Origin of the sequence: Frondihabitans sp. VKM Ac-2883 (assembly GCF_015350875.1) — a bacterium.
Taxonomy (GTDB): domain Bacteria; phylum Actinomycetota; class Actinomycetes; order Actinomycetales; family Microbacteriaceae; genus Frondihabitans.
Genome location: NZ_JADKSF010000004.1, coordinates 338,872 through 358,367, shown reverse-complemented (window position 1 = coordinate 358,367; position 19,496 = coordinate 338,872). Strand labels below are relative to the sequence as shown.

At 67.4% G+C, this 19,496-nt stretch carries 25 protein-coding genes; 5 read left to right on the top strand and 20 right to left on the bottom strand.

Annotation, left to right across the window (positions count from 1 at the left end; genetic code table 11):
- The first annotated feature begins 12 nt into the window (after positions 1-12).
- Positions 13-642 (top strand): hypothetical protein, encoded by a 630-nt coding sequence (locus ITJ49_RS10160; RefSeq protein WP_194604728.1) that lies wholly within the window; start codon positions 13-15, stop codon positions 640-642.
- A 34-nt stretch (positions 643-676) separates the two neighbouring features.
- On the opposite strand, the gene ITJ49_RS10155 is transcribed toward ITJ49_RS10160, so the two are convergent.
- The 9 genes from ITJ49_RS10155 to ITJ49_RS10120 all read right to left on the bottom strand — a co-directional run bounded on the left by ITJ49_RS10155 (position 677) and on the right by ITJ49_RS10120 (position 5,162).
- Entirely contained in the window at positions 677-1,018 is a 342-nt protein-coding gene (locus ITJ49_RS10155; protein WP_194604725.1) for a DUF2185 domain-containing protein, read from the bottom strand.
- A 39-nt stretch (positions 1,019-1,057) separates the two neighbouring features.
- Positions 1,058-1,255, bottom strand: a complete 198-nt coding sequence (locus ITJ49_RS18210; RefSeq protein ID WP_370544461.1) for a suppressor of fused domain protein — start codon at positions 1,253-1,255, stop codon at positions 1,058-1,060.
- Positions 1,183-1,626, bottom strand: coding sequence for a hypothetical protein (locus ITJ49_RS18205; protein WP_370544462.1), 444 nt, complete (start codon positions 1,624-1,626; stop codon positions 1,183-1,185). The genes ITJ49_RS18210 and ITJ49_RS18205 overlap by 73 nt, the downstream gene beginning before the upstream one ends.
- Entirely contained in the window at positions 1,623-1,949 is a 327-nt protein-coding gene (locus ITJ49_RS10145; protein ID WP_370544460.1) for a DUF2185 domain-containing protein, read from the bottom strand. Before ITJ49_RS10145 ends, ITJ49_RS18205 begins: the two co-directional genes overlap by 4 nt.
- 208 nt (positions 1,950-2,157) lie before the next feature.
- A complete protein-coding gene (locus ITJ49_RS10140) occupies positions 2,158-2,601 on the bottom strand; it encodes an OsmC family peroxiredoxin (RefSeq protein ID WP_055957942.1) in 444 nt (147 codons plus the stop codon).
- A 43-nt stretch (positions 2,602-2,644) separates the two neighbouring features.
- The gene (locus ITJ49_RS10135; RefSeq protein ID WP_194604720.1) at positions 2,645-3,085 is read right to left on the bottom strand and encodes a MarR family winged helix-turn-helix transcriptional regulator; all 441 of its coding nucleotides are present in this window, start codon (positions 3,083-3,085) and stop codon (positions 2,645-2,647) included.
- 135 nt (positions 3,086-3,220) lie between these two features.
- On the bottom strand, positions 3,221-3,637 hold the full coding sequence (nusB, locus tag ITJ49_RS10130) for a transcription antitermination factor NusB (RefSeq protein WP_055957945.1): 417 nt from the start codon (positions 3,635-3,637) through the stop codon (positions 3,221-3,223).
- 14 nt (positions 3,638-3,651) lie between these two features.
- Positions 3,652-4,215 (bottom strand): elongation factor P, encoded by a 564-nt coding sequence (gene efp / locus ITJ49_RS10125; RefSeq protein ID WP_055957947.1) that lies wholly within the window; start codon positions 4,213-4,215, stop codon positions 3,652-3,654.
- A 140-nt stretch (positions 4,216-4,355) separates the two neighbouring features.
- Positions 4,356-5,162 carry a dienelactone hydrolase family protein gene (locus ITJ49_RS10120; protein WP_194604717.1) on the bottom strand — a complete coding sequence of 269 codons (807 nt, stop codon included), beginning with the start codon at positions 5,160-5,162 and terminating at the stop codon, positions 4,356-4,358.
- Positions 5,163-5,215: 53 nt separating this feature from the next.
- Here ITJ49_RS10120 and ITJ49_RS10115 point away from each other — a divergent pair, with 53 nt between their 5' ends.
- A complete protein-coding gene (locus tag ITJ49_RS10115) occupies positions 5,216-5,722 on the top strand; it encodes a hypothetical protein (RefSeq protein ID WP_194604714.1) in 507 nt (168 codons plus the stop codon).
- Between the two features lie 28 nt (positions 5,723-5,750).
- On the opposite strand, the gene ITJ49_RS10110 is transcribed toward ITJ49_RS10115, so the two are convergent.
- The 10 genes from ITJ49_RS10110 to ITJ49_RS10065 all read right to left on the bottom strand — a co-directional run bounded on the left by ITJ49_RS10110 (position 5,751) and on the right by ITJ49_RS10065 (position 16,400).
- Positions 5,751-6,230: a type II 3-dehydroquinate dehydratase gene (locus ITJ49_RS10110; RefSeq protein WP_194604711.1), complete on the bottom strand. Its 480-nt coding sequence runs from the start codon at positions 6,228-6,230 to the stop codon at positions 5,751-5,753.
- Positions 6,227-7,354 carry a 3-dehydroquinate synthase gene (aroB, locus tag ITJ49_RS10105; protein WP_194604708.1) on the bottom strand — a complete coding sequence of 376 codons (1,128 nt, stop codon included), beginning with the start codon at positions 7,352-7,354 and terminating at the stop codon, positions 6,227-6,229. Before aroB ends, ITJ49_RS10110 begins: the two co-directional genes overlap by 4 nt.
- Complete coding sequence (locus ITJ49_RS10100) at positions 7,351-7,866, bottom strand: shikimate kinase (protein WP_194604705.1); 516 nt, start codon at positions 7,864-7,866, stop codon at positions 7,351-7,353. The genes aroB and ITJ49_RS10100 overlap by 4 nt, the downstream gene beginning before the upstream one ends.
- Positions 7,866-9,083: a chorismate synthase gene (gene aroC / locus ITJ49_RS10095; protein WP_055957967.1), complete on the bottom strand. Its 1,218-nt coding sequence runs from the start codon at positions 9,081-9,083 to the stop codon at positions 7,866-7,868. Before aroC ends, ITJ49_RS10100 begins: the two co-directional genes overlap by 1 nt.
- 52 nt (positions 9,084-9,135) lie before the next feature.
- Entirely contained in the window at positions 9,136-10,563 is a 1,428-nt protein-coding gene (gene mltG, locus ITJ49_RS10090; RefSeq protein ID WP_194604702.1) for an endolytic transglycosylase MltG, read from the bottom strand.
- 3 nt (positions 10,564-10,566) lie between these two features.
- The gene (gene ruvX, locus ITJ49_RS10085; protein WP_194604900.1) at positions 10,567-11,082 is read right to left on the bottom strand and encodes a Holliday junction resolvase RuvX; all 516 of its coding nucleotides are present in this window, start codon (positions 11,080-11,082) and stop codon (positions 10,567-10,569) included.
- 2 nt (positions 11,083-11,084) lie between these two features.
- Entirely contained in the window at positions 11,085-13,745 is a 2,661-nt protein-coding gene (gene alaS / locus ITJ49_RS10080) for an alanine--tRNA ligase (RefSeq protein ID WP_194604700.1), read from the bottom strand.
- A gap of 61 nt (positions 13,746-13,806) precedes the next feature.
- Positions 13,807-13,989 carry a hypothetical protein gene (locus ITJ49_RS10075; RefSeq protein ID WP_055957979.1) on the bottom strand — a complete coding sequence of 61 codons (183 nt, stop codon included), beginning with the start codon at positions 13,987-13,989 and terminating at the stop codon, positions 13,807-13,809.
- 136 nt (positions 13,990-14,125) lie between these two features.
- Complete coding sequence (gene rpsD / locus ITJ49_RS10070; RefSeq protein WP_055957982.1) at positions 14,126-14,755, bottom strand: 30S ribosomal protein S4; 630 nt, start codon at positions 14,753-14,755, stop codon at positions 14,126-14,128.
- A gap of 205 nt (positions 14,756-14,960) precedes the next feature.
- On the bottom strand, positions 14,961-16,400 hold the full coding sequence (locus tag ITJ49_RS10065; RefSeq protein ID WP_194604697.1) for a replication-associated recombination protein A: 1,440 nt from the start codon (positions 16,398-16,400) through the stop codon (positions 14,961-14,963).
- 123 nt (positions 16,401-16,523) lie between these two features.
- Between ITJ49_RS10065 and ITJ49_RS10060 the strand changes: the two genes are divergently transcribed.
- Complete coding sequence (locus ITJ49_RS10060) at positions 16,524-17,303, top strand: peptidylprolyl isomerase (RefSeq protein WP_194604695.1); 780 nt, start codon at positions 16,524-16,526, stop codon at positions 17,301-17,303.
- Between the two features lie 106 nt (positions 17,304-17,409).
- Entirely contained in the window at positions 17,410-18,639 is a 1,230-nt protein-coding gene (locus tag ITJ49_RS10055; RefSeq protein ID WP_055957990.1) for a DUF349 domain-containing protein, read from the top strand.
- A gap of 116 nt (positions 18,640-18,755) precedes the next feature.
- Here the strand turns inward: ITJ49_RS10055 and ITJ49_RS10050 are convergent, their stop codons facing one another.
- On the bottom strand, positions 18,756-18,908 hold the full coding sequence (locus ITJ49_RS10050; RefSeq protein WP_194604692.1) for a hypothetical protein: 153 nt from the start codon (positions 18,906-18,908) through the stop codon (positions 18,756-18,758).
- Here ITJ49_RS10050 and ITJ49_RS10045 point away from each other — a divergent pair.
- A complete protein-coding gene (locus tag ITJ49_RS10045; RefSeq protein WP_194604689.1) occupies positions 18,907-19,431 on the top strand; it encodes a hypothetical protein in 525 nt (174 codons plus the stop codon). The two genes, ITJ49_RS10050 and ITJ49_RS10045, sit on opposite strands and share 2 nt — an antisense overlap.
- Positions 19,432-19,496: the final 65 nt, after the last annotated feature.

The window sequence follows — 19,496 nt, the reverse complement described above, 5'->3', positions numbered from 1 at the left end:
TAGGGTCCCCTCGTGACGTCCGCGAGCGAAAAGGGCACCTGGTTCGAATTCGACAGGTCGGCGTTTAAGGCGCTGCTCGCTCGGCAAGGTCGTCTCTTCGTAGGGCTGATGGTGGTGGCGAGTCCCCTTCTCGTCTTCAACCCCCGAACGCGATTCGACACCTCCCCGTGGGACTTCGTTCCTCTGGGCGTGGCCTTGGTGATCTCCGCGGCGATCATGGCGGGTTCCGCGCTTCTCCTCATCGCGATCATCGGGGCGACCGACCGTCGGGTCGCGATCGATCTAGCTGGCCGCCGGGTCCGTGTGGGATCCCGTGTTCTCGGCTTCGACGTCATCGACACGGCGTCGGTGGTCACTCCGACGAGCGACCCTCGGCAGGCCCTATCGATCCGCTTCGGCCAGGGCCGATCCCCTCGTCGTCGAGCCACGATCCTGCTTCTCCGCGACGACCACGAAGTGCTCTCGGACGAGGCGAAGAGGGTGCTGCTGGCGGCTCTGGCCCAGTGTCCGCTTGTTCGGCCCACAAGTCCGTATGATCCGAACGGCCGGTTCGCTTCGGCCAACTTCCCGGGAACTCTGGATCAGAAGGATGCCCTTGACTTCGTCACGCATCCTCGGCGCGTCCGCGACTCGCTCGGCTGAGGCGTACCGGGCAGACGGATCGTGCGGAGGTCGGTCACGAGCGGTCGGGAAGCTCCACGTCTTCGTGCGTCGCGCTGTCGACGAACTTGCGCGAGCCGTCGGGCCCCTGCACGAACATGAAGTCGCTGCCGACGGGGAAGTCGTAGATGGCGAGCACGAGCGGCTCGATCTCGGCTACGCGGTTGAAGTCGGCGAGCTGCATGTTTCCGGGTGTGTTAACGAAGTCCGCGTCGTCGTCCTGAGACATGAAGCGCCAACCGTTGTCTTCGGGCGCCACCGACGGTTCGCGGAACGCCCACCCGAGTGCACTCGAGCCGTTGAGGAACTTCGACGAGGCGATCGAACCGCCCGCGTTCGGAATGAAGTTAGTGGTCACTGCCGTCACTGCCGTCACTGCGCTTTCGAGCCGGACCGATCAGAGCGCCGACGCGCGGCCCAGGTCGTAGAGATCGATATCGTTCGCCTCGAAGACGTCGATCAGGGCGTCCGCGTCGTTCGCTTCGAAGAACGTGAATTCGGCGTCGGTGATCGGTATCGCCATCAGCCACTCGATATGGGTCTCGTCGTCGACGAGGGGTTCGAAGTCGCCCGCCCATCCGAACGGATACCAGATGAGCGCGTGCGGCGTCGTGACGTCTTGCCCGTAGCCTCGAATACGCGCGGGAAGACGCGCTTCGGCTGGATCTGGAAGCGGTCGTGGGCCAGATTGAACGCACACGAAGACAGGCCGCCCGAGAACGCGGTCGTCGAGTCGGCAGCGATGCCGACGACTTCGACTCGAAGCTGCCGCGGGCCGATCGTCGTGTCGTTGTCGAACGCGCTCATGCCGATCGTGGAGTATGAGGTAAGTCCGGGTTCGGGCGAGGGCGTGCAACTCAGGATCTCGACGGAGTGCTCTTCGGACTCGTCGTAGAACTTCACGACCCGGGGTGTACCGCCGAAGATTCCGGCGGCCGTTCTCGCGATCGTGCGGAGGTCGGTCACGGGAGGTACGGCAGCGCGACCTCTTCGCGCGTCGTGCTGTCGACGAACTTCCGGGCCCCGCTGGGCTCGATGACGAAGGTGAGATCGGTGCCGACCGGAAACCCGTAGATGGCGATGACGGCGGGCTCGATTTCCGCGACTGCATTGAAGTCGGCGACCCTGATGTTGCCGGGCGTGTTGATGAAGGTCTCGTTGTCGTCTTGCGACAGGAATCTCCAGCCGTTGTCTTCGGGCGCGACCGGTGCCTCGCGGAAGGCCCAGCCGAGCGGGCTCGAGCCATCGAGGATGCGAGTCGATGCGAGCGAATCGTCCGCATGCCTGATGAATTCAGGAATTCAGTGGTCACGGAGGTACCTCTCCATTCTGGCGACAACTGCGGCGCGGTACGGCACCTTCCCCTACCTCCAACCTAAGCGCGAGTCGCCGAATCCGAAAGCGGCGGTTCGGCGCTGCTCACAGCAAAGCGGCGGCGACAGTGGTCCGAAGACCACCGTCGCCGCCGCAAACGAGCGTGCGCGCGGGGCGCCGCTGCTAGTTCTCGAGCTGGGCGTCGAGCGTGATCTCGACTCCGGTCAGCGCCTTCGAGACGGGGCAGGTCGCCTTCGCCTCGGCGGCGGCCTTGGCGAAACCGTCGGCGTCGACGCCCGAGACCTCGCCGCGCACGGTGAGGTGGATGCCGGTCAGCTTGAAGCCGCCGTCTGCTTTGTCCGGGCCGAGGGTGACGTCGGCCTTGACGTCGAGAGCCTCGACGGTGCCGCCGGCGGCACCGAGGATCGCCGAGAACTGCATGGCGTAGCACGACGAGTGGGCGGCGGCGATGAGCTCTTCGGGGCTGGTGGCTCCGTTGGCGTCGTCAGCCGCACGCTTCGGGAACGACACGTCGTAGGTGCCGATCTTCGACGAGCTGAGTTCGACCTGGCCGGATCCTTCTTCGAGGCTTCCGTTCCAGGCGGTGCGAGAGGTGCGAGTGGGCATGATGTCTCTTTTCTTGAGGGGTGGGAATGCGGAGTCGGTGAAGTCAGGCGGCCTGGCGGACGTGCGCCGCGACCGTGGCGATCTGCTGCTGCAGGGAGCGAAGAGCCTCAGAATCCAACCCGGTCGCCTGGCAGATACCGTCTTGGATCGAGGCGGTCGCGCCCCGCAGCTCGCTGCCACTCGCGGTGAGTGACACCTCGACGACGCGCTCGTCGCCCGGCGTGCGGGTGCGAGTGACGTGGCCGGAGGTCTCGAGGCGGCGGAGCAGGGGCGACAGCGTGCCGGAGTCGAGGTTGAGGCGGTCGCCGAGGTAGCCGACGGTGACGGGCCCCTCTTCCCACAGCACGAGCAGCACGAGGTACTGGGGGTAGGTGACGCCGAGAGGCTCGAGCAGATCGCGGTACCGCGCCGTCAGCGCCCGCGACGCGCTGTAGAGCGCGAAGCAGATCTGCTCGTCGAGCAGGGGTGTCGGTGCGGTGGGCATGACGATCACGCTAGCACATTGCGTGCAATAGTGTTGTGCACAACTAATCGTCCCGGCAAAACGCCGAGTGCCGCCAGATGCTCTCGCCCGGGCTGGGCGGAAAGCATTCGGCGGCACTCGGCGTGAGCGGCCCCGCTAGGACGCGGTCGTTGTCGCGATCCGGCCCAGCAGGCCGTTGACGAAGCTGCCCGAATCGTCGGTCGACAGGCTCTGCGCGAGCTCGACGGCCTCCGAGATCGCCACGGCGTCGGGGATGTCGTCGTTGTGCGTGAGCTCCCAGATGCCGATGCGCAGGATGGCCCGATCGATCGTGGGCATCCGGGCCAGGGTCCAGCCCTGGGAATATGTCTCGATCAGCTCGTCGATCTCGGGGCGATTCTCGATGACGCCCTGAACGATGTCGCGCGCGTAGCCCCAGCTCGAGTTGCGCTCGGGGGTGTCGAGGGCACGCTGCGTCTCGGCGACGAGTGCGTCGTCGATCGAGATCTGGCGGATGTCGGCGACGTAGAGCACGTCGAGGGCGCGCTTACGCGCTTTGGTGCGAGCACTCATTGTGGAGGCGCGACCTAGTCGTTGACGCGGCCGAGGTAGCTGCCGTCGCGCGTGTCGACCTTGACCTTGGTGCCGGTCTCGAGGAACAGCGGCACCTGGATCTCGTAGCCGGTCTCGACGGTGGCGGGCTTGGTGCCGCCGGTCGAGCGGTCGCCCTGGAGACCGGGCTCGGTGTAGGTGACCTCGAGTACGACCGACGCGGGAAGCTCGATGTACAGCGGGTCGCCGTCGTGCAACGCCATCTGCACGTTCTGGTTTTCGAGCATGAAGTTCTTCGAGTCGCCGACGATCGTGGCGGGCACGTTGATCTGGTCGTAGTCGGTGGTGTCCATGAACACGTAGCCGTCGGCCTCGGCGTACAGGTAGGTGTATTCGCGGCGGTCGACGTTCGCGAAGTCGATCTTGGTGCCGGCGTTGAACGTCTTGTCGACGACCTTGCCGCTCATCACGTTCTTCATCTTGGTGCGGACGAATGCCCCGCCCTTGCCGGGCTTGACGTGCTGGAACTCGATGACGTTCCAGAGCTGGCCGTCGAGGTTGAGAACGGCGCCGTTCTTGATGTCGTTGGTAGTCGCCATGCGAGGAATCCTTTGAAGATGAGAGAAAAGTGGCTGGTGCACGGCACCCCGAGGGATGCGGCACGTCGGCCGGATTCGGCCATCGACAAGTGTAGCCGACGCTCGGATCACGGGCACGGGAGCGAGCGCTCGGCGAGAAATCAGGAGGTGAGCCGCTCCCGGAGGAACGCCACCACGCGCTCGCGCGCCGCCAGCGCCGGATGGCCCGGTGCCTCACTCACCTCGCTCGTGATCACCGAGTGCGCGCCCTTCGAGAAGCCGCCCTCGTTGCCGGGCGAGGAGTCGAGTTCGATCATCTCGAACGCGTCACCCAAACGGTTCTTCAGGGTCGCGAAGCGTGCGGCCTGAGCGGCGCGGTCACCCGAGAATCGCAGGCCGAGCGCGCAGACCTCGCCGGCAGAGGCCCGGGCGGCCACGCGGTCGAATTCGGCAGGCGAGAGGCCTGGATCCTTGGCCCTCGCCTTTCCGAGAGGAAACGGAACGGAGGGCTGGCTCAGCACGGACGCCGAGACGGAGTCGTCGACAGCCGCCGCGAGAGCGAAGCCGCCGGTGAAGCACATACCGATCACGCCTACCCCGGTGCCGGGCGTACGCGCCGCGAGGTCGGCGGCCACCGCTCGCAGGTAGTCGGTGATCGGCCGATGCGCACCGACTGCGAAAGCCCTGAATTCTGCGGCGACGCAGAGACGAGCGACCACGCCCAGGACGTAGCCCGTGGTCGGCGCACGGCCCGGCTCTCCGAAGGGCGAGGGCACAACGACGGTGAAGCCCTCGTCGACGAGGTGGTCGGCGAGCCCCAGCACCTCGGGCGTGATACCCGGCACCTCGGGGATCAGCACGACGCCCGGGCCGGAGCCCTTCTCGTAGCAGTCGTAGGTCAGCCCGCCCCCGGTGAAGGGCGCAACGGCCCAGCCGTCGAGCGTGGACACGGGAGCGGAAGGCGTCATGCGGCTCATCGTAAGCCGGATGGGTACGGTGTCGTCATGGGAGTCCACAGGTCGTGAGCGATGACGAGCCCTACGTCCCGTTGAACCGTCGCCCGAACCCCGACCTCGTCTCGTACGGGCCGACCAACGACGACTCCCCCGGGTTCACCATCGGCCTGTGGACCACTGAGGCCCTCCTGTTCGCCGTAGTCATCGGTGGATTCACCGTGCTGAGGCCCCTCGGCGATCTCGTCAACGTCGTGACGGCGCTCGCCTCGATGCTCCTCCTGGTCGCCCTCTACGCGATCATCCTGAGGGGCCGCCTGAGGCCGCCGTCGAGGTCGGCCTCGAGGTACGTCGTGCGGATCCTCGCCGTCGTCCTGCTCGTCGCGGCGGTGGTGGCGACGACGCTGCTCGGAGTGCGCACCGCAGCCGGGGTGCCGGCAGGCGGGCTCGTACTGCCAGCCGTCGCCACGTGGGCTCTCGGCCAGGCCGCTCTCGCCACGGCGTATCTCTCGCGGATGTTCCGAAGCCTCGCGAACGGCACAGACGTTCGTGGTCGGACTCGGGGGCGGTCGTAGGGCCGACTCGGCTGCGGCGCCCGGGGCGTCAGAGCTGTGCCTGCTCCAGACGGCCCCTCTGCCGCTCGGCGACGCGGGCACCGGCGGCAGCGACCGCGAACCGGTACGAGTCGAGGCCGAAGCCGGCGATGATGCCGGTCGACACGGCGGCTATCACACTCGACTGCCGGGCCTCCCCCAGCGATGCCGGGTTGGTCAGGTGCACCTCGATCACCGGCAGCCCGGCATCGACGACCAGCGCCGCGGCATCGCGGAGCCCGTACGAGTAGCTCGTGAACGCCGCCGGGTCGATGACGACGCCCCACCCCTCGTCGGCCGCTCCGTGCAGCCACGAGATGAGCTCGGCCTCGTCGTCGGTCTGCCGGGCGAGCACTGTGATCGACGCGTCGACGGACTCGAGCGCAGCAGCGAGACCGGTGGCGGTTCCGGTCGAGACCGAGTGCGCCGACGGGTACCGCGAGTCGGGGCCGTCGACCTCGGGAGCCGTGACGACCAGAACCGACGTCACGACCCGATCTCCTGATAGGCCGCGAACAGCAGACTGGAGTCGGGCGCCTCGAGCACCGTCGGCCGGGCTGTGTCGTCGAGCACGATGAAGCGCAGCATTCCGGCCCGGGTCTTTTTGTCGCGCTGCATCGTTGCGAGCAGGGTGTTCCAGCGGCCGGTCGGGTAGCTGATCGGCAGACCGAGAGACACGAGGATCCGGCGGTGCCGATCCACGACCTCATCCGACAGGCGCCCCGCCAGCCGCGACAGCTCGGCGGCGAACACCATGCCGACCGAGACAGCGGCTCCGTGCCGCCACTGGTAGCGCTCGGCGTGCTCGATGGCGTGGCCGAGCGTGTGCCCATAGTTGAGGATCTCGCGGAGCCCGGCCTCGGTGAAGTCTTCGCCGACGACGCGTGCCTTGAGACCGATCGCGAGCTCCACGACGCGCCGGAACTCCGGGGTCGACGGGTCGACGACTCGATCGACGTCGGCCTCGACTATGTCGAGGATCTCGGGCTCGGCGATGAACCCCGCCTTGACGATCTCGGCGAAACCGGCGAGGACGTCGTTGCGCGCGAGGCCGTCGAGCAGATCGAGGTCGACGAGCACGCCGGCCGGGGCGTAGAACGAGCCGACGAGGTTCTTGCCCTCAGCGGTGTTGATCCCGGTCTTGCCGCCGATCGACGCGTCGACCATGCCGAGCACCGTGGTCGGGATCTGTACGAGCTGAACGCCGCGCAGCCAGGTGGCCGCGACGAATCCGGCGAGGTCGGTCGTCGCTCCGCCGCCGAGGCCGATGACGGCATCGGTCCGGGCGAAGTCGGCCTGGCCGAGGATCTGCCAGCAGAAGGAGGCCACCTCGACGCGTTTGCCGGCCTCGGCGTCGGGGATCTCGGCGATGAGCGCCTCGTAGCCGCGGGCCAGCAGCGACTCGCGGAGGGCCGTGGCCCGGGCGCCGAGCGGCGGGGCGTGCACGATGAGGATCTTCTTGGTCTGCGGGCCGAGGAGGTCGGGCACCTCCGCGACGACGCCGCGACCGATTCGCACGTCGTAGGGCGAGGCGCCGGAGACCGAGATGACGGTCGTCGGCGTACCCGCCGTCGACGTCTCGGCTGTCTGATCGGTCTCTGGTGCGTCGGTCATGAAGGCTCCGTTTCGACCCACGCCACGATGTCGTCGACGACATGCGAGAGGGGTCTGTTCGAGGTATCGAGGGTGAGGTCGGCGAGCGAGGCGTAGATGGGGGCGCGCTCGGCAGCGATGCGCTTCCACGCCGCGATGCCGCCGTGGTGAAGGAGGGGACGGTCGGATCCTCGGATTCGGGATTCGACGGCTTCGGGAGTGACCGTCAAGAGAACGACTCGCTCGTCGCGGAGTCGAGCGCGGGTGCCCTCGTCGAGCACAGCCCCACCACCCAGCGACACGACGACGGTGCCTGCGAGGGCAGAGGCGACCGCGCCGCGCTCTAGTTCGCGGAACCCGGGTTCGCCGAGCAACTCGAACAGGGCGGGAATCGGGCCGTGCTCCTTGACGATCTCTTTGTCGGTGTCGACGAAAGCACGACCGAGGCGTTTGGCGACCCGGCGGCCGACGCTGGTCTTGCCGGCCCCCATCGGGCCGATCAGCACGACCGGGCGGGGACGCTCTTCCGACATCAGAACTGGGTCGCGGGGGCGCCGCTCTCGGTCGTCGTCGTCAGGAGCTCGGGGATGGCCGCCAGGTAGTTGGTCATGTTGCGGCTCGTCTCGTCGATGGAGTCGCCACCGAACTTCTCGAGCACGGAGTTGGCGAGGACGAGAGCGACCATGGCCTCGGCGACGACGCCGGAGGCCGGAACCGCGCAGACGTCAGAGCGCTGGTGGTGGGCGCTGGCCGTCTCGCCGGTGGCGACGTCGACGGTCGCCAGTGCGTGCGGCACGGTCGCGATCGGCTTCATGCCGGCACGGACGCGAAGCACGGTGCCGGTCGACATGCCGCCCTCGGTGCCACCGGCACGATCGGTGTCGCGAGAGATGCCACGACTCGTCTGACGCAGTTCGTCGTGCGCCTCGGATCCGCGGCGGGTGGTGGTCAAGAAGCCGTCACCGACTTCGACGCCCTTAATGGCCTGGATGCCCATGAGGGCCGCGGCGAGCTGCGAGTCGAGACGGCGATCCCACTGCACGTGCGAGCCGAGGCCGGGCGGGAGGTTGTAGGCGAGCACCTCGACGACACCGCCGAGAGTGTCGCCGGCCTTTTTCGCGTCGTCGACCTCTGCGACCATCAGGGCCGACGTCTCGGGATCGAAGCAGCGCAGCGGGTCGCCGTCGAGCGCCTCGAGGTCGTCGAGTGTGGGCAGGGGCCGACCCTCGGGCACGCGGACGGGTCCGATCGAGAGAGTGTGGCTGACGAGCTCGATGCCGAGCTCGGCCAGGAACGACTTCGCGACAGCACCGAGAGCGACCCGGGCCGCGGTCTCGCGAGCACTGGCGCGCTCCAGAATGGGGCGAGCGGAGTCGAAGCCGTACTTCTGCATGCCGACCAGGTCGGCGTGACCGGGTCGGGGCCTGGTCAGTGGGGCGCTGCGTCCGCGGGATGCCTCGCTCACCTCGACCGGCTGGGGGTTCATGACCTCTTCCCATTTCGGCCATTCGGTGTTGCCGACGCGCAGCGCGATGGGACTGCCGATCGTGCGCCCGTGGATGACACCACCCGAGATGTGCAGCTCGTCTTGCTCGAACTTCATGCGCGAGCCGCGGCCGTAGCCGAGCTTGCGGCGCGCAAGATCGCTCTGGATGTCTTCGAGGAACACCGGCACACCGGCCGGGATTCCTTCGAGAACGGCAATCAGTTCGGGGCCATGAGACTCACCCGCGGTCAACCATCGAAGCATGTGTCGATTGTTCCACACGCGACGGTTGCCCCGTCGCGAGGCTCCCCCGGGCCTACTGGTACTCGGGGTGGGCCCGCAGCCACGACTGGAACTGCGTGACGGCCTTCTGGTGCTCGGCATAGGTGGTCGAGAACACGGTCTCGCCGCTGTCGAGGTTGACGGTCACGAAGTAGACCCACGTGCCGGTCGCCGGCTTGACGGCGGCCTCGATGGCGATCTCACCGGGGTTCGAGATCGGCCCGACGGGCAGACCCTTGTGCACGTAGGTGTTGTATTTGTTGCTCGCGTCCGCGCGCTCGGCGTCGGTCGTCGTGACCCGGTCGGTCGTGCCTGCGCCATACGCCACGGTCGCGTCGGACTGCAGCAGCATTCCGTCGTCGATCCGGTTCTGGAACACCCGCGCGACCTTCGGGTAGTCGGCCGCGAGACCGGCCTCTTTTTGAATGAGCGACGCGAAGATGACCGTGCGCTCCCACTTCGATTCGGGCACCCCCGCGGCGGTGAGACGCTTCTTCATCTCGTCGACCATGTCTTGCAGGTAGGCGTGAGCGGTCTTGTTCGGTTCAAGCTCGTACGTCGCGGGGAACAGGTAGCCCTCGAGACTCGTCGCATTCGACGGCAGATCGAACGACTTGTAGTCGGCCGCGGCCTTCTTGACCTTGGCGATCGGGATTTTCGTCGCGCTGGCCGTCAGACTGATGATGCCCTTGAGGGTCGTGCCCTCGGGGATCACAATCTTGGTGGTGATCCGGGCCGACGTCGACTGGAGACGGTCGATGGCCGACTGGGCGCTCATGTGCTCGAACATCGAGTAAGTGCCGGGCTGGAACGAGATCTCTTTGTTCGCCAGCAGCAGGCTGTAGGTCGCGGCCGACGTCTTCGTCACACCGGCCTTAGCGAGCTTCGACGCGATGGTCTCGCCGATATCACCCGAGACGATCGTGAACTCGACCTTGGTGCCATTGCCTGACCCGGCGTAGTCGTCGTCGGGCTCGCCGCCGAACAGAGACTGGATGCCGGGGGCGTACTGCTTGTAAAGGGTGGAGATGACGGCTCCACCTCCGCCGACGACGATAAGGAGAACGGCGATCAGGATCCAGGTGCCCGGCTTTCGCCAGCGAGAACGTCGTCGCTCGACCGGCGCCGTCGGTGGGGGTGCCGCAGCCTCCGCTGACGCCTGCGGTGCTCGCTTCGGGCGCTCGGTCTTGCGGGGAGCCGCGCGTCCGCGTCGACGCTCCTCTTCTTCGCGCCGAGCTCGGAGGTCGCGCCGGGACGGGCCGGGATCGGCCACCGTGGGCGTCACAAGAGGGGTCTGTCCGCTCGGCGAAACCTGTCCGCTCTGCGCCGCGCCGCCCTGCAGGGGCTGGCCGCCCTGCTCCGGCTCGTCGGCCGTCTCTCCCGATCGCCGCGACGTCGTCGTCGTGCGCTTCTCGGAGGGGGTGCCGGCAAAGATGTCGTCCCAGGAGGGTTCGTCTGCCACGTTCTACCGTTTCTCGTCGGAATTCGTCGTCACGGGAACAAGGGAGCCCGGTGGACGTCCGCTCGATCGTTCCAGGTCGATGGCGTGCTGCACGATTATAACGGCGGCCACCTGATCGATCACGGACCGTTGCTTTTTCGACGACCGACCCGAGGCGCGGAGGGCCGACGACGCAGTCACCGTCGAGAGCCGCTCGTCGACGAGACGGACTGGCCGAGGATCCGCGCCCCGCGCCAGACGCTCCGCGAATTCGCGCGCGTCGGACGTCGACGGGGTGTCGCCGCCCGACAGTGACAAAGGCAGGCCCACCAGGATCTCGATCGCGTCGAGCTCGGTGGCGTGCGCCAGAATCGTCTTCACGTCGTCGCCGGCAGCACCGGTGTCTTTCGGGCTGCCCGAGCGCGTGACCGTCTCGATCGGCGTGGCGATCAGACCGTCGGGATCGGTGCGCGCGACGCCGATGCGGGCTTTGCCCACATCGACGCCGATCCGCGCCCCACGGCGGAACCCCGTATCGATGATCAGGACCTGAGCGCTTCGACGATGGCGGTGAGTGCGGCGGGGATCGCCGACACATCGGAGCCTCCGCCCTGAGCGAGGTCGTCTTTACCGCCTCCGCCACCACCGAGGATGCCGGCTGCGGTGCGGGCCAGGAGGCCGGCCTTGGCGCCGGCGTCGCGCGCCGGGGCGTTGGTCGCCACGATGACCGCTGGCTTGCCCGACACGTCGGCCGCGAGTGCCACGACGGCGGGAACCGAGGATCCGAGACGCTCGCGAACGTTCGTCGCCAGACTCCGCAGTTCGTCGGCCGACTTCACCTGACCGACGTGTTCTGAGACGACGCGCAGATCGCCCACGGCCGAAGCCTTCTCGACGAGTGCGGGAACGCGCGTCTGCAGGGCGGCCGCTTCGAACTCGGCGATCCGTTTCTCGGCCGCCTTCAACTGGCCGGCGAGGTCGGCGATCCGATCGGGAAGCTGCTCGCGCGGCGTCTTGAGTGACGAGGTCAGCTGGTTGATCAGCGAACGCTCGGTGGCGAAGTCGCGGAAGGCGTCGACGCCGACGAGCGACTCGACGCGGCGGTTGGTCGATCCGATCGATGACTCACCGACGAGGTTGATCAGCCCGATCTGCGACGAGTGCGACACGTGGGTGCCGGCGCAGAGCTCGCGCGACCAGGGGCCGCCGATGTCGACCATGCGCACCTCCTCGCCGTACTTCTCGCCGAACAGGGCCATGGCTCCGGCCGCGCGCGCTTCGTCGAGCGGGAGGATGCGAGTCGTGACCTCGAGGTCGTCGCGGATCTTGGAGTTGGCGATGTCTTCGATCTCGCTGCGGGTGCCCGCCGACAGGGGGTTCGACCAGTTGAAGTCAAGGCGCATGTAGCCCGACTTGTTGTACGAGCCGGCCTGGTGCGCCTCCGGGCCGAGCACCTGCCGCAGGGCGGCGTGAATGAGGTGCGTCGCCGAGTGCGCCTGTGTCGCTCCGCGACGGTACGTGGGGTCGACCACGCTGGTGGCGGCGTCGCCGACGCCGACCTCGCCGGATCGCACCTGCACGCGGTGGCTGATGAGGCCCTTTACGGGCTTCTGCACGTCGAGTACTTCGAGGTCGAACCCGTTGCCGACAATGCTGCCCGCATCGGCCTCCTGGCCACCCGACTCGGCGTAGAGCGAGGTCTCGGCGAGGATGACCTCGGCGATGTCGCCGGCCACTGCTCGATGGACCGACTCGCCCCCGACGATCAGGCCCAGGATGCGCGACTCGGTGTTGAGGAAGTCGTAGCCGGTAAAGACCGTCTCGCCCTGGGCTCGGAAGGCCGAGTAGACGCTGAGGTCGGCGAGGGCCGTCTTGCGCGACTTCGCGTCGGCCTTGGCGCGGGAGCGCTGCTCCTGCATCAGGGTGTCGAACGCGGTGCGGTCGACGGTGAGGCCGGCCTCCTCGGCGATTTCGAGGGTGAGGTCGATCGGGAACCCGAACGTGTCGTGGAGAAGGAAGGCGGTGTCGCCCTTGAGCTCCTTCTTGCTGGCGGCGACGGTCTGGTCGACCGCCTCGTCGAGAATCGCGGTGCCGGAGGCCAGGGTGCGGAGGAAGGTCTCTTCCTCGGCGAAAGCGAGGCGCGAAATGCGGCTGTAGTCGGTCTCGACCTCGGGGTAGGCGGCCTTCATCGCGTCGCGCGAGGCGGCGAAGAGCTCGGGGAAGGTCGCGCCTTCGACACCGAGGAGTCGCATCGAGCGCACGCTCCGTCGGAGGAGGCGGCGCAGGATGTAGCCGCGGCCCTCGTTGGACGGGGTCACGCCATCGCTCATGAGCATCAGCGCGGAGCGGACGTGGTCTGCGATGACGCGCATACGGACGTCGTCGTCGTGGTCGGCGCCGTAGGCCCGACCGGAGAGCTCGGCGGCACGGTCGAGCACGGGGCGCACCTGGTCGATCTCGTACATGTTGTCGACCCCCTGCTTGAGGAAGGCGACACGTTCGAGACCCATGCCGGTGTCGATGTTTTTGTTGGGCAGCTCTCGCACGATGTCGAAGTCGACCTTCGAGCGCACGTTGTCGATCTGGTACTGCATGAACACGAGGTTCCAGATCTCGACGTAGCGGTCGTCGTCGGTGGCGGGGCCGCCGTCGATGCCGTAAGCGGGGCCGCGGTCGAAGAAGATCTCGGAGCAGGGGCCGGCAGGGCCCGGCTGCCCGGTGTGCCAGTAGTTGGTGTCTTTGTCGAGACGCTGGATCTTCTCGTCGGGGAGGCCCGCGATCGACTTCCAGAGGGCGATGGCCTCGTCGTCGTCTTTGTAGACGGTGACCCACAGGTCTTTCTGGTCGAACCCGAGCCCGCCATCGGCCTCCGGGGTCGTCAGCAACTCCCACGCATAGGTGATCGCCCGCTCTTTGAAGTAGTCGCCGAACGAGAAGTTGCCGTTCATCTGGAAGAAGGTGCCGTGGCGCGGCGTCTTGCCGACCTCTTCGATGTCGTTGGTGCGGATGACCTTCTGCACGCTCGTCGCCCGCGGGTACGGCGCCGGCACCAGGCCGGAGAGATACGGGATGAACGGCACCATGCCGGCCACGACGAAGAGCAGGCTGGGGTCGTCGCTCACGAGGGAGGCGGACGGCACGACGGTGTGCCCACGGTCGCCGAAGTACTTCAGCCAGCGGTTGCGGATTTCAGCGGTCTGCATGGTGGTCTCTCAGATCTGGTGTGTCGGAGTCGCTGGTGCGTCGGATTCGAGGCGCGACGGATCAGTCGCGATCGCGCAGTTCGGCCTCGCGGCTGCGATAGCCATCGGCCACGGCGGTGGAGAAACGCGACAGGCGGCTGTCGAGACCCGTGAAGAACTCCCGACCGGCCGGTGTCTGGTTGACCTTGTGAGCCACGACGAAGCCCAGGGCGGTGCCGACGAGCAGGAAGAACAGGGATTTCACGGTTGGAGCTCCTTCGAATGGACTGCCGTCAATCCTACCGAGATGCAGAAAGAGAGCAGACCGCGCGAGGCGGGCTGCTCCCTGTCTGTGGAGAGGCTCTCCCTGTGGAGGAGGAGAAGCCGGGTGAAGAAGGGGCCTAGCGGGCGGCGTAGTACTCGACGACCAGCTGGACTTCACAGGTCACGGGGACCTCGACGCGCTTCGGGCGACGAACGAGCTTCGCCTGCAGCTTGTCGATCTCGACCTCGAGGTACGCGGGAAGCTTGGGGAGGACGTCCACGTGACCACCGGCGGCGGCGACCTGGAATGGCTCCATCGACTCCGACTTCGGCTTGACGTGCATCATCTGGCCCGGCTTGACGCGGAACGAGGGACGGTCGACGAGCTTGCCGTCGACGAGGATGTGACGGTGAACGATCATCTGACGAGCCTGAGCCGTGGTGCGGGCGAAGCCGGCACGCAGGATCAGTGCGTCGAGACGCGTCTCGAGGAGCTCGACGAGGTTCTCACCGGTCAGGCCCTTGGCCTTGCGCGCTTCTTCGAAGACGATCTTGAGCTGAGCTTCGCGGATGCCGTACTGGGCACGCAGACGCTGCTTTTCGCGGAGACGGACGGCGTAGTCGCTGTCGGTCTTGCGCTTGGTGCGGCCGTGCTCGCCGGGAGCGTAAGGACGCTTCTCGAGGTAGCGGGCGGCCTTCGGGGTCAGCGCGATGCCGAGGGCACGCGACAGACGGGTCTTGCTGCGGGTACGTGACTTAGTGGACACGGTTCCCTTCCTTGTCGAAAATGGAAATGAAATGAGCGTCAAGCGCGCGAGCGCCGGCGTTCGTAACAAGAGGGGTGATCGCCGCGGTGGTCGACCGGCTACAGGTCGTCTCACCTTGATCAGGACGTCTTGAGCAGCCGCGCTTCGACGCCCTGAATACAGGCAACCGTTCAAGCTTACATGGAGAGAGGGACGAGCGGGAGCATTAGTGCCCCCGTGTGATTCTCCGCAGCTTCTCGAGCCTCGCCGTCACGTCGCGCTCGTTGCCGTTGCTCGTGGGGTCGTAGTAGCTGCGCCCCACCAGCTCGTCGGGGAGGTACTGCTGCTCGACGACGCCGAACTCGGAGTCGTGGGCGTACTTGTAGCCCTTGCCGTGGCCGAGCCGTTTGGCGCCCGGGTAGTGCGCGTCGCGCAGGTGCTTCGGCACGCGGCCGGCCTTGCCGGCTCGCACGTCGGCGATGGCCTGATCGATGCCGAGGTAGGAGCGGTTGGATTTGGGAGCGGTCGCGAGGTAGACGACGGCCTCGGCCAACGGGATGCGGCCCTCGGGCATGCCGATCATCTGCACAGCATCGGCGGCGGCCATTGCGATGAGGAGGGCCTGCGGATCGGCCATCCCGATGTCTTCTGCGGCCGAGACGATGATGCGCCGGGCGATGAACCGAGGATCCTCCCCGGCCTCGATCATCCTGGCCAGATAGTGGAGTGCGGCGTCGACGTCGCTCCCCCGCACCGACTTGATGAACGCCGAAATGACGTCGTAGTGCTCGTCGCCGTTGCGGTCGTACCGGAGCAGCGCCCGATCGACGGACTGGGCGACGAGCTCGGAGGTGATGAGCGGGGCCGAGCCGGACTGCGGGTCGGTGTCGTCGCGGGGCCGGGCTGGATCCTTGTCGTCGTTTCCGTCGTCGGCCTCGTCGTCTTCGTCGAGGTCGTCGACCGAGCCCGACGCGGCCTCGACGTCGGCCATGGCCCACGCGGACTGCGCCGACGCCTCGAGGGCCGTCAGCGCACGGCGGGCATCGCCCGAGGCGAGACGCACGATCATCGCGAGGGCGTCGTCGTCGAGAGTGACACTGTCGTCGAGGCCCCTGGGGTCGCGGACGGCGCGTCGCACCAGCTCGGCGAGGTCGTCGTCGCTCAGCTGCTCGAGGGTGAGGAGAAGCGACCGGGAGAGGAGCGGTGTGATGACGGAGAACGAGGGATTCTCGGTCGTCGCGGCGATGAGGATGATCCAGCCGTTCTCGACTCCGGGGAGCAGAGCGTCTTGCTGCGCTTTGGTGAAGCGGTGGATTTCGTCGAGGAACAGCACGGTCGTCGTGCCGTAGAGATCGCGGCTGGTGAGCGCCTTCTCCATCACCTGGCGGACGTCTTTGACACCCGCGGTGACGGCCGAGAGCTCGACGAACTGTCGGCCCGAGCTGTGGGCGACCGCCTGCGCGAGAGTCGTCTTACCCGTGCCGGGCGGACCCCACAGGATCACCGAGACGGCACCCGACTCGCCGGAGGTGTCGGACGCGAGCTGCACCAGCGGCGAACCCGGTCGCAGCAGGTGCTTCTGGCCGGCGACCTCGTCGAGGCTGGTGGGGCGCATGCGGACGGCCAGAGGGGTGGAACTCTGCCGCACGCGCGAAAGCGGGCTCATGAGAACTCATGCTAGACCGGACCCCCGACACCGCCTGCCGTGGTCGGAGCCGCTCCTCCGTTACAGTTCAGGCTGAACCTGCTTCACGCTCCTCCGGGGGCGCCAGCTCATTCTGGAGGATCCGTGGCACCGAGCAAGAACGACCGTGAAGCCCGTGAGCGGCTGAGGCGCTACACCGCCCGGCAACAGGTCTACGGGGTGCAGACCAAGCGTCGGTTCCGTGACAACGTGGCGGCGATCATCGCCGTCGTACTCGTGGGCGCTCTCGGAACGGGCGCGCAGATCGTCTACGCCCGGGGTGGGTTCTCCCCCGCACCGACGGCGGCTTCGTCGCCGTCAGCATCGGCCTCCGCCGCCTCCGCCGTGCCGTCGAAGAGCATCGCCGAAGACCGCACCTGGACGGGCTCGCTGAAGCTCAACTCGAACGTGACGCTGGGCATCGAACTCGACGGTGCAAAGGCGCCTCAGGCGACCAGCGTGCTGGTGACCCTGATCAAGAAGAACTTCTACGAGGGCACGCACTGCTGGCGGATGAGCAACGGCAGCGGCGCCAAGTTCCTCCAGTGCGGTGCGACCAAGGCCGATGGCACGGGCGACGACGGCTACCAGTTCGGCCCTCTCGAGAACGTGCCCTCCGACTCCGAGTACAAGACCGGCGTCATCGCCATGGCGCGGGCCTCGACGGCCGACTCCCAGGCCACGCAGTTCTTCATCGTCTACGGCCCCACGACCCTCGACGGGACGACCGGCGGGTACACGGTGGTCGGCAAGGTGACCTCCGGCCTGTCGTCGATGGAGAAGAACATCACCGACAAGGGACTGACCCCCGCAGACTCGGCGACGAGCTCGACGGACGGCGCGCCCAAGGTCGCGACGACGATCACCGCTGCCACCATCAAGTAGCTTCATTCCAAGGCTCCGCCCAGGCTTCGCGTCTGTGCAATAGGCTGAACATCCATCGCGAGAGGCTGATGGACCTCACCGACGAGACACGCAGCAAGGTGGAATTGTGGCTACGAACGATCAGGCGCCCTGGGGCCGAGTCGATGACGACGGGACGGTCTACGTCCGACAGGCCGATGGCGAACGCGCCGTCGGCCAGTACCCCGACGCGACCCCCGAAGAGGCACTCGCCTACTACGAACGCAAGTTCACCGAGCTCGCCGGTCAGGTGACGCTCCTCGAGCAGCGCGTCAAGCGAGGTGCCAGCGCCTCCGACGTCTCGAAAGCGGTCGGCCACCTCAAAGAGGCCTTGGCCGAGCCCAGCGCCGTCGGCGACATCGATGCCCTGCGCACTCGAGTCGCCGCTCTCGACACGACAGTCGTCGAACTGACCCAGCAGCAGAGCGCTGAAGCGCAGGCCGCTCAGGCGGAGGCCGTCGCTTACCGCACGGCTCTCGTCGTCGAAGCCGAGGCATTGGCGGCTCAGGATCCCGCGCGGGTCCAGTGGAAACAGGTCACCGCGTCCGTCGACGACATCTTCTCGCGCTGGCAGAAGCACCAGCAAGACGGCCCGCGCATTCCCAAGGGCGAGGGCAACGACCTGTGGAAGCGCTTCCGCGCGGCCCGCTCGACGATCGACACGCACCGGAAGGCCTTCTACGCCGAGCTCGACTCGGTGCACCGTGACGCCCGAAGCCGTAAGCAGGCTCTGGTGGAGCGAGCTGAAGAGTTGGCGCCGAAGGGTGCCGACGGCATCCCCACCTACCGCCAGCTGCTCGACGACTGGAAGCGCGCCGGCCGCGCCGGCAAGAAGTACGACGACGCTCTCTGGGCCCGATTCAAGGCTGCCGGCGACGTGCTCTACGGGGCGAAGACCGCCCTCGTCGCGCAAGACGAAGAAGAATACAGCGCCAACCTCGAGGCGAAAAACGCCCTGCTCGACGAGGGCCAGGCGATCCTCGCACTCACCGACCGGGTTGCGGCTCGCGACGCCCTGATCTCTCTGCAGCAGCGCTTCGACGACATCGGTCGGGTTCCGCGCGAGCAGGTCCGTCCCGTAGAAGACCGCCTCCGCAAGATCGAGACGCACGTTCGCACCCTCGACGAAGAGTTCTGGCAGAAGAACAACCCGGAGCGCAAAGCCCGGTCCGAGGGCCTCGCCGGCCAGCTGCAGAGCGCCATCGCGAAGCTCGAGACCGAGCTCGAGGCGGCACAGGCCTCGGGCGACAAGCGCGCCATCAAAGACGCTCAGGAGGCGCTCGACGCCCGTCGCGTCTGGCTGGACGCGCTCGGCTAGACCTCGCGATCGGCTCGGGCCCTGCTAATCGGCCCAGACCCTCGTTACCGGCTCAGACCCGTGTCCTAGGACGCGGGTCTGTGCCGGTTAGGTGGGTCTGCGCCGTCCTGAGGGGGCTATGCCGTCTTGAAGGTCTGTGCCGCTCGGGCGGTCGTGGACGACTCGGCGGGCGCGGGCCGGGCCTCCACCGCGCCGGGGCGGCCAGCGGCTCTCCACAGATCGGGGTTGCCGCGGATCCTCGTCGTCTCGTTCGTCGAGGCTGGAGCCATGACCACCTCGCTTCCGTCCGTTCTCACCACCGCTGAGCTCCCCTCCGTCGAGTTACAGGCCGCCGCCCTCGACGGAGACGTGTTTCCCCTCGACCGGGCGTTCTGTTCGATCGCCGAATTCGATGTTCCGTGGCGGCGGGCGCTGGCGCTCGCGCCGCGAGTGACTCCGGCAGCGGTCGCGGTGCGCCTGACGGCGGCCTGGGTCTGGGGCGCGATTGCCGAAGCGCCGTGGGAGGCGGAGATCTTGACGCACGGGCATCGGGTGCGCGACTTCGCTGACGAGATCGTCGACTTCGGTCCGATCCGGGTGACCACGCCGGCTCGCACGCTCGTCGACCTCGCGCGCGCCGACGTGTGGGACGCCCGGGTGGCGCTTGCGGCCCGTCGGCTCGCCGAAGAGCACCACTTGACCGCAGACGACATCCGCGCCGTGCTCTCAAGATCGACGCATCTGCCGTACCGGCGGCGAGCGGAGGAGCGGCTCGGCGGGCTGGGCCTCACGGCGGGCCGCGATGGTGCTTGACGGCGCGTCGCGACTGTACCTGAATTCAGGAACGGTCGGGCCCGGATCCTGAACAAAGGAGTGCC

Bases quoted from the DNA above. Each gene is read 5' to 3' on its own strand.
- ITJ49_RS10140 (WP_055957942.1), bottom strand. From the start codon at position 2,601: ATGCCCACTCGCACCTCTCGCACCGCCTGGAACGGAAGCCTCGAAGAA.
- ITJ49_RS10135 (WP_194604720.1), bottom strand. From the start codon at position 3,085: ATGCCCACCGCACCGACACCCCTGCTCGACGAGCAGATCTGCTTCGCG.
- nusB (WP_055957945.1), bottom strand. From the start codon at position 3,637: ATGAGTGCTCGCACCAAAGCGCGTAAGCGCGCCCTCGACGTGCTCTAC.
- efp (WP_055957947.1), bottom strand. From the start codon at position 4,215: ATGGCGACTACCAACGACATCAAGAACGGCGCCGTTCTCAACCTCGAC.
- ITJ49_RS10120 (WP_194604717.1), bottom strand. From the start codon at position 5,162: ATGACGCCTTCCGCTCCCGTGTCCACGCTCGACGGCTGGGCCGTTGCG.
- aroB (WP_194604708.1), bottom strand. From the start codon at position 7,354: ATGACCGACGCACCAGAGACCGATCAGACAGCCGAGACGTCGACGGCG.
- ITJ49_RS10100 (WP_194604705.1), bottom strand. From the start codon at position 7,866: ATGTCGGAAGAGCGTCCCCGCCCGGTCGTGCTGATCGGCCCGATGGGG.
- aroC (WP_055957967.1), bottom strand. From the start codon at position 9,083: ATGCTTCGATGGTTGACCGCGGGTGAGTCTCATGGCCCCGAACTGATT.
- alaS (WP_194604700.1), bottom strand. From the start codon at position 13,745: ATGCAGACCGCTGAAATCCGCAACCGCTGGCTGAAGTACTTCGGCGAC.
- ITJ49_RS10065 (WP_194604697.1), bottom strand. From the start codon at position 16,400: ATGAGCCCGCTTTCGCGCGTGCGGCAGAGTTCCACCCCTCTGGCCGTC.
- ITJ49_RS10045 (WP_194604689.1), top strand. From the start codon at position 18,907: ATGACCACCTCGCTTCCGTCCGTTCTCACCACCGCTGAGCTCCCCTCC.
- ITJ49_RS10050 (WP_194604692.1), bottom strand. From the start codon at position 18,908: ATGGCTCCAGCCTCGACGAACGAGACGACGAGGATCCGCGGCAACCCC.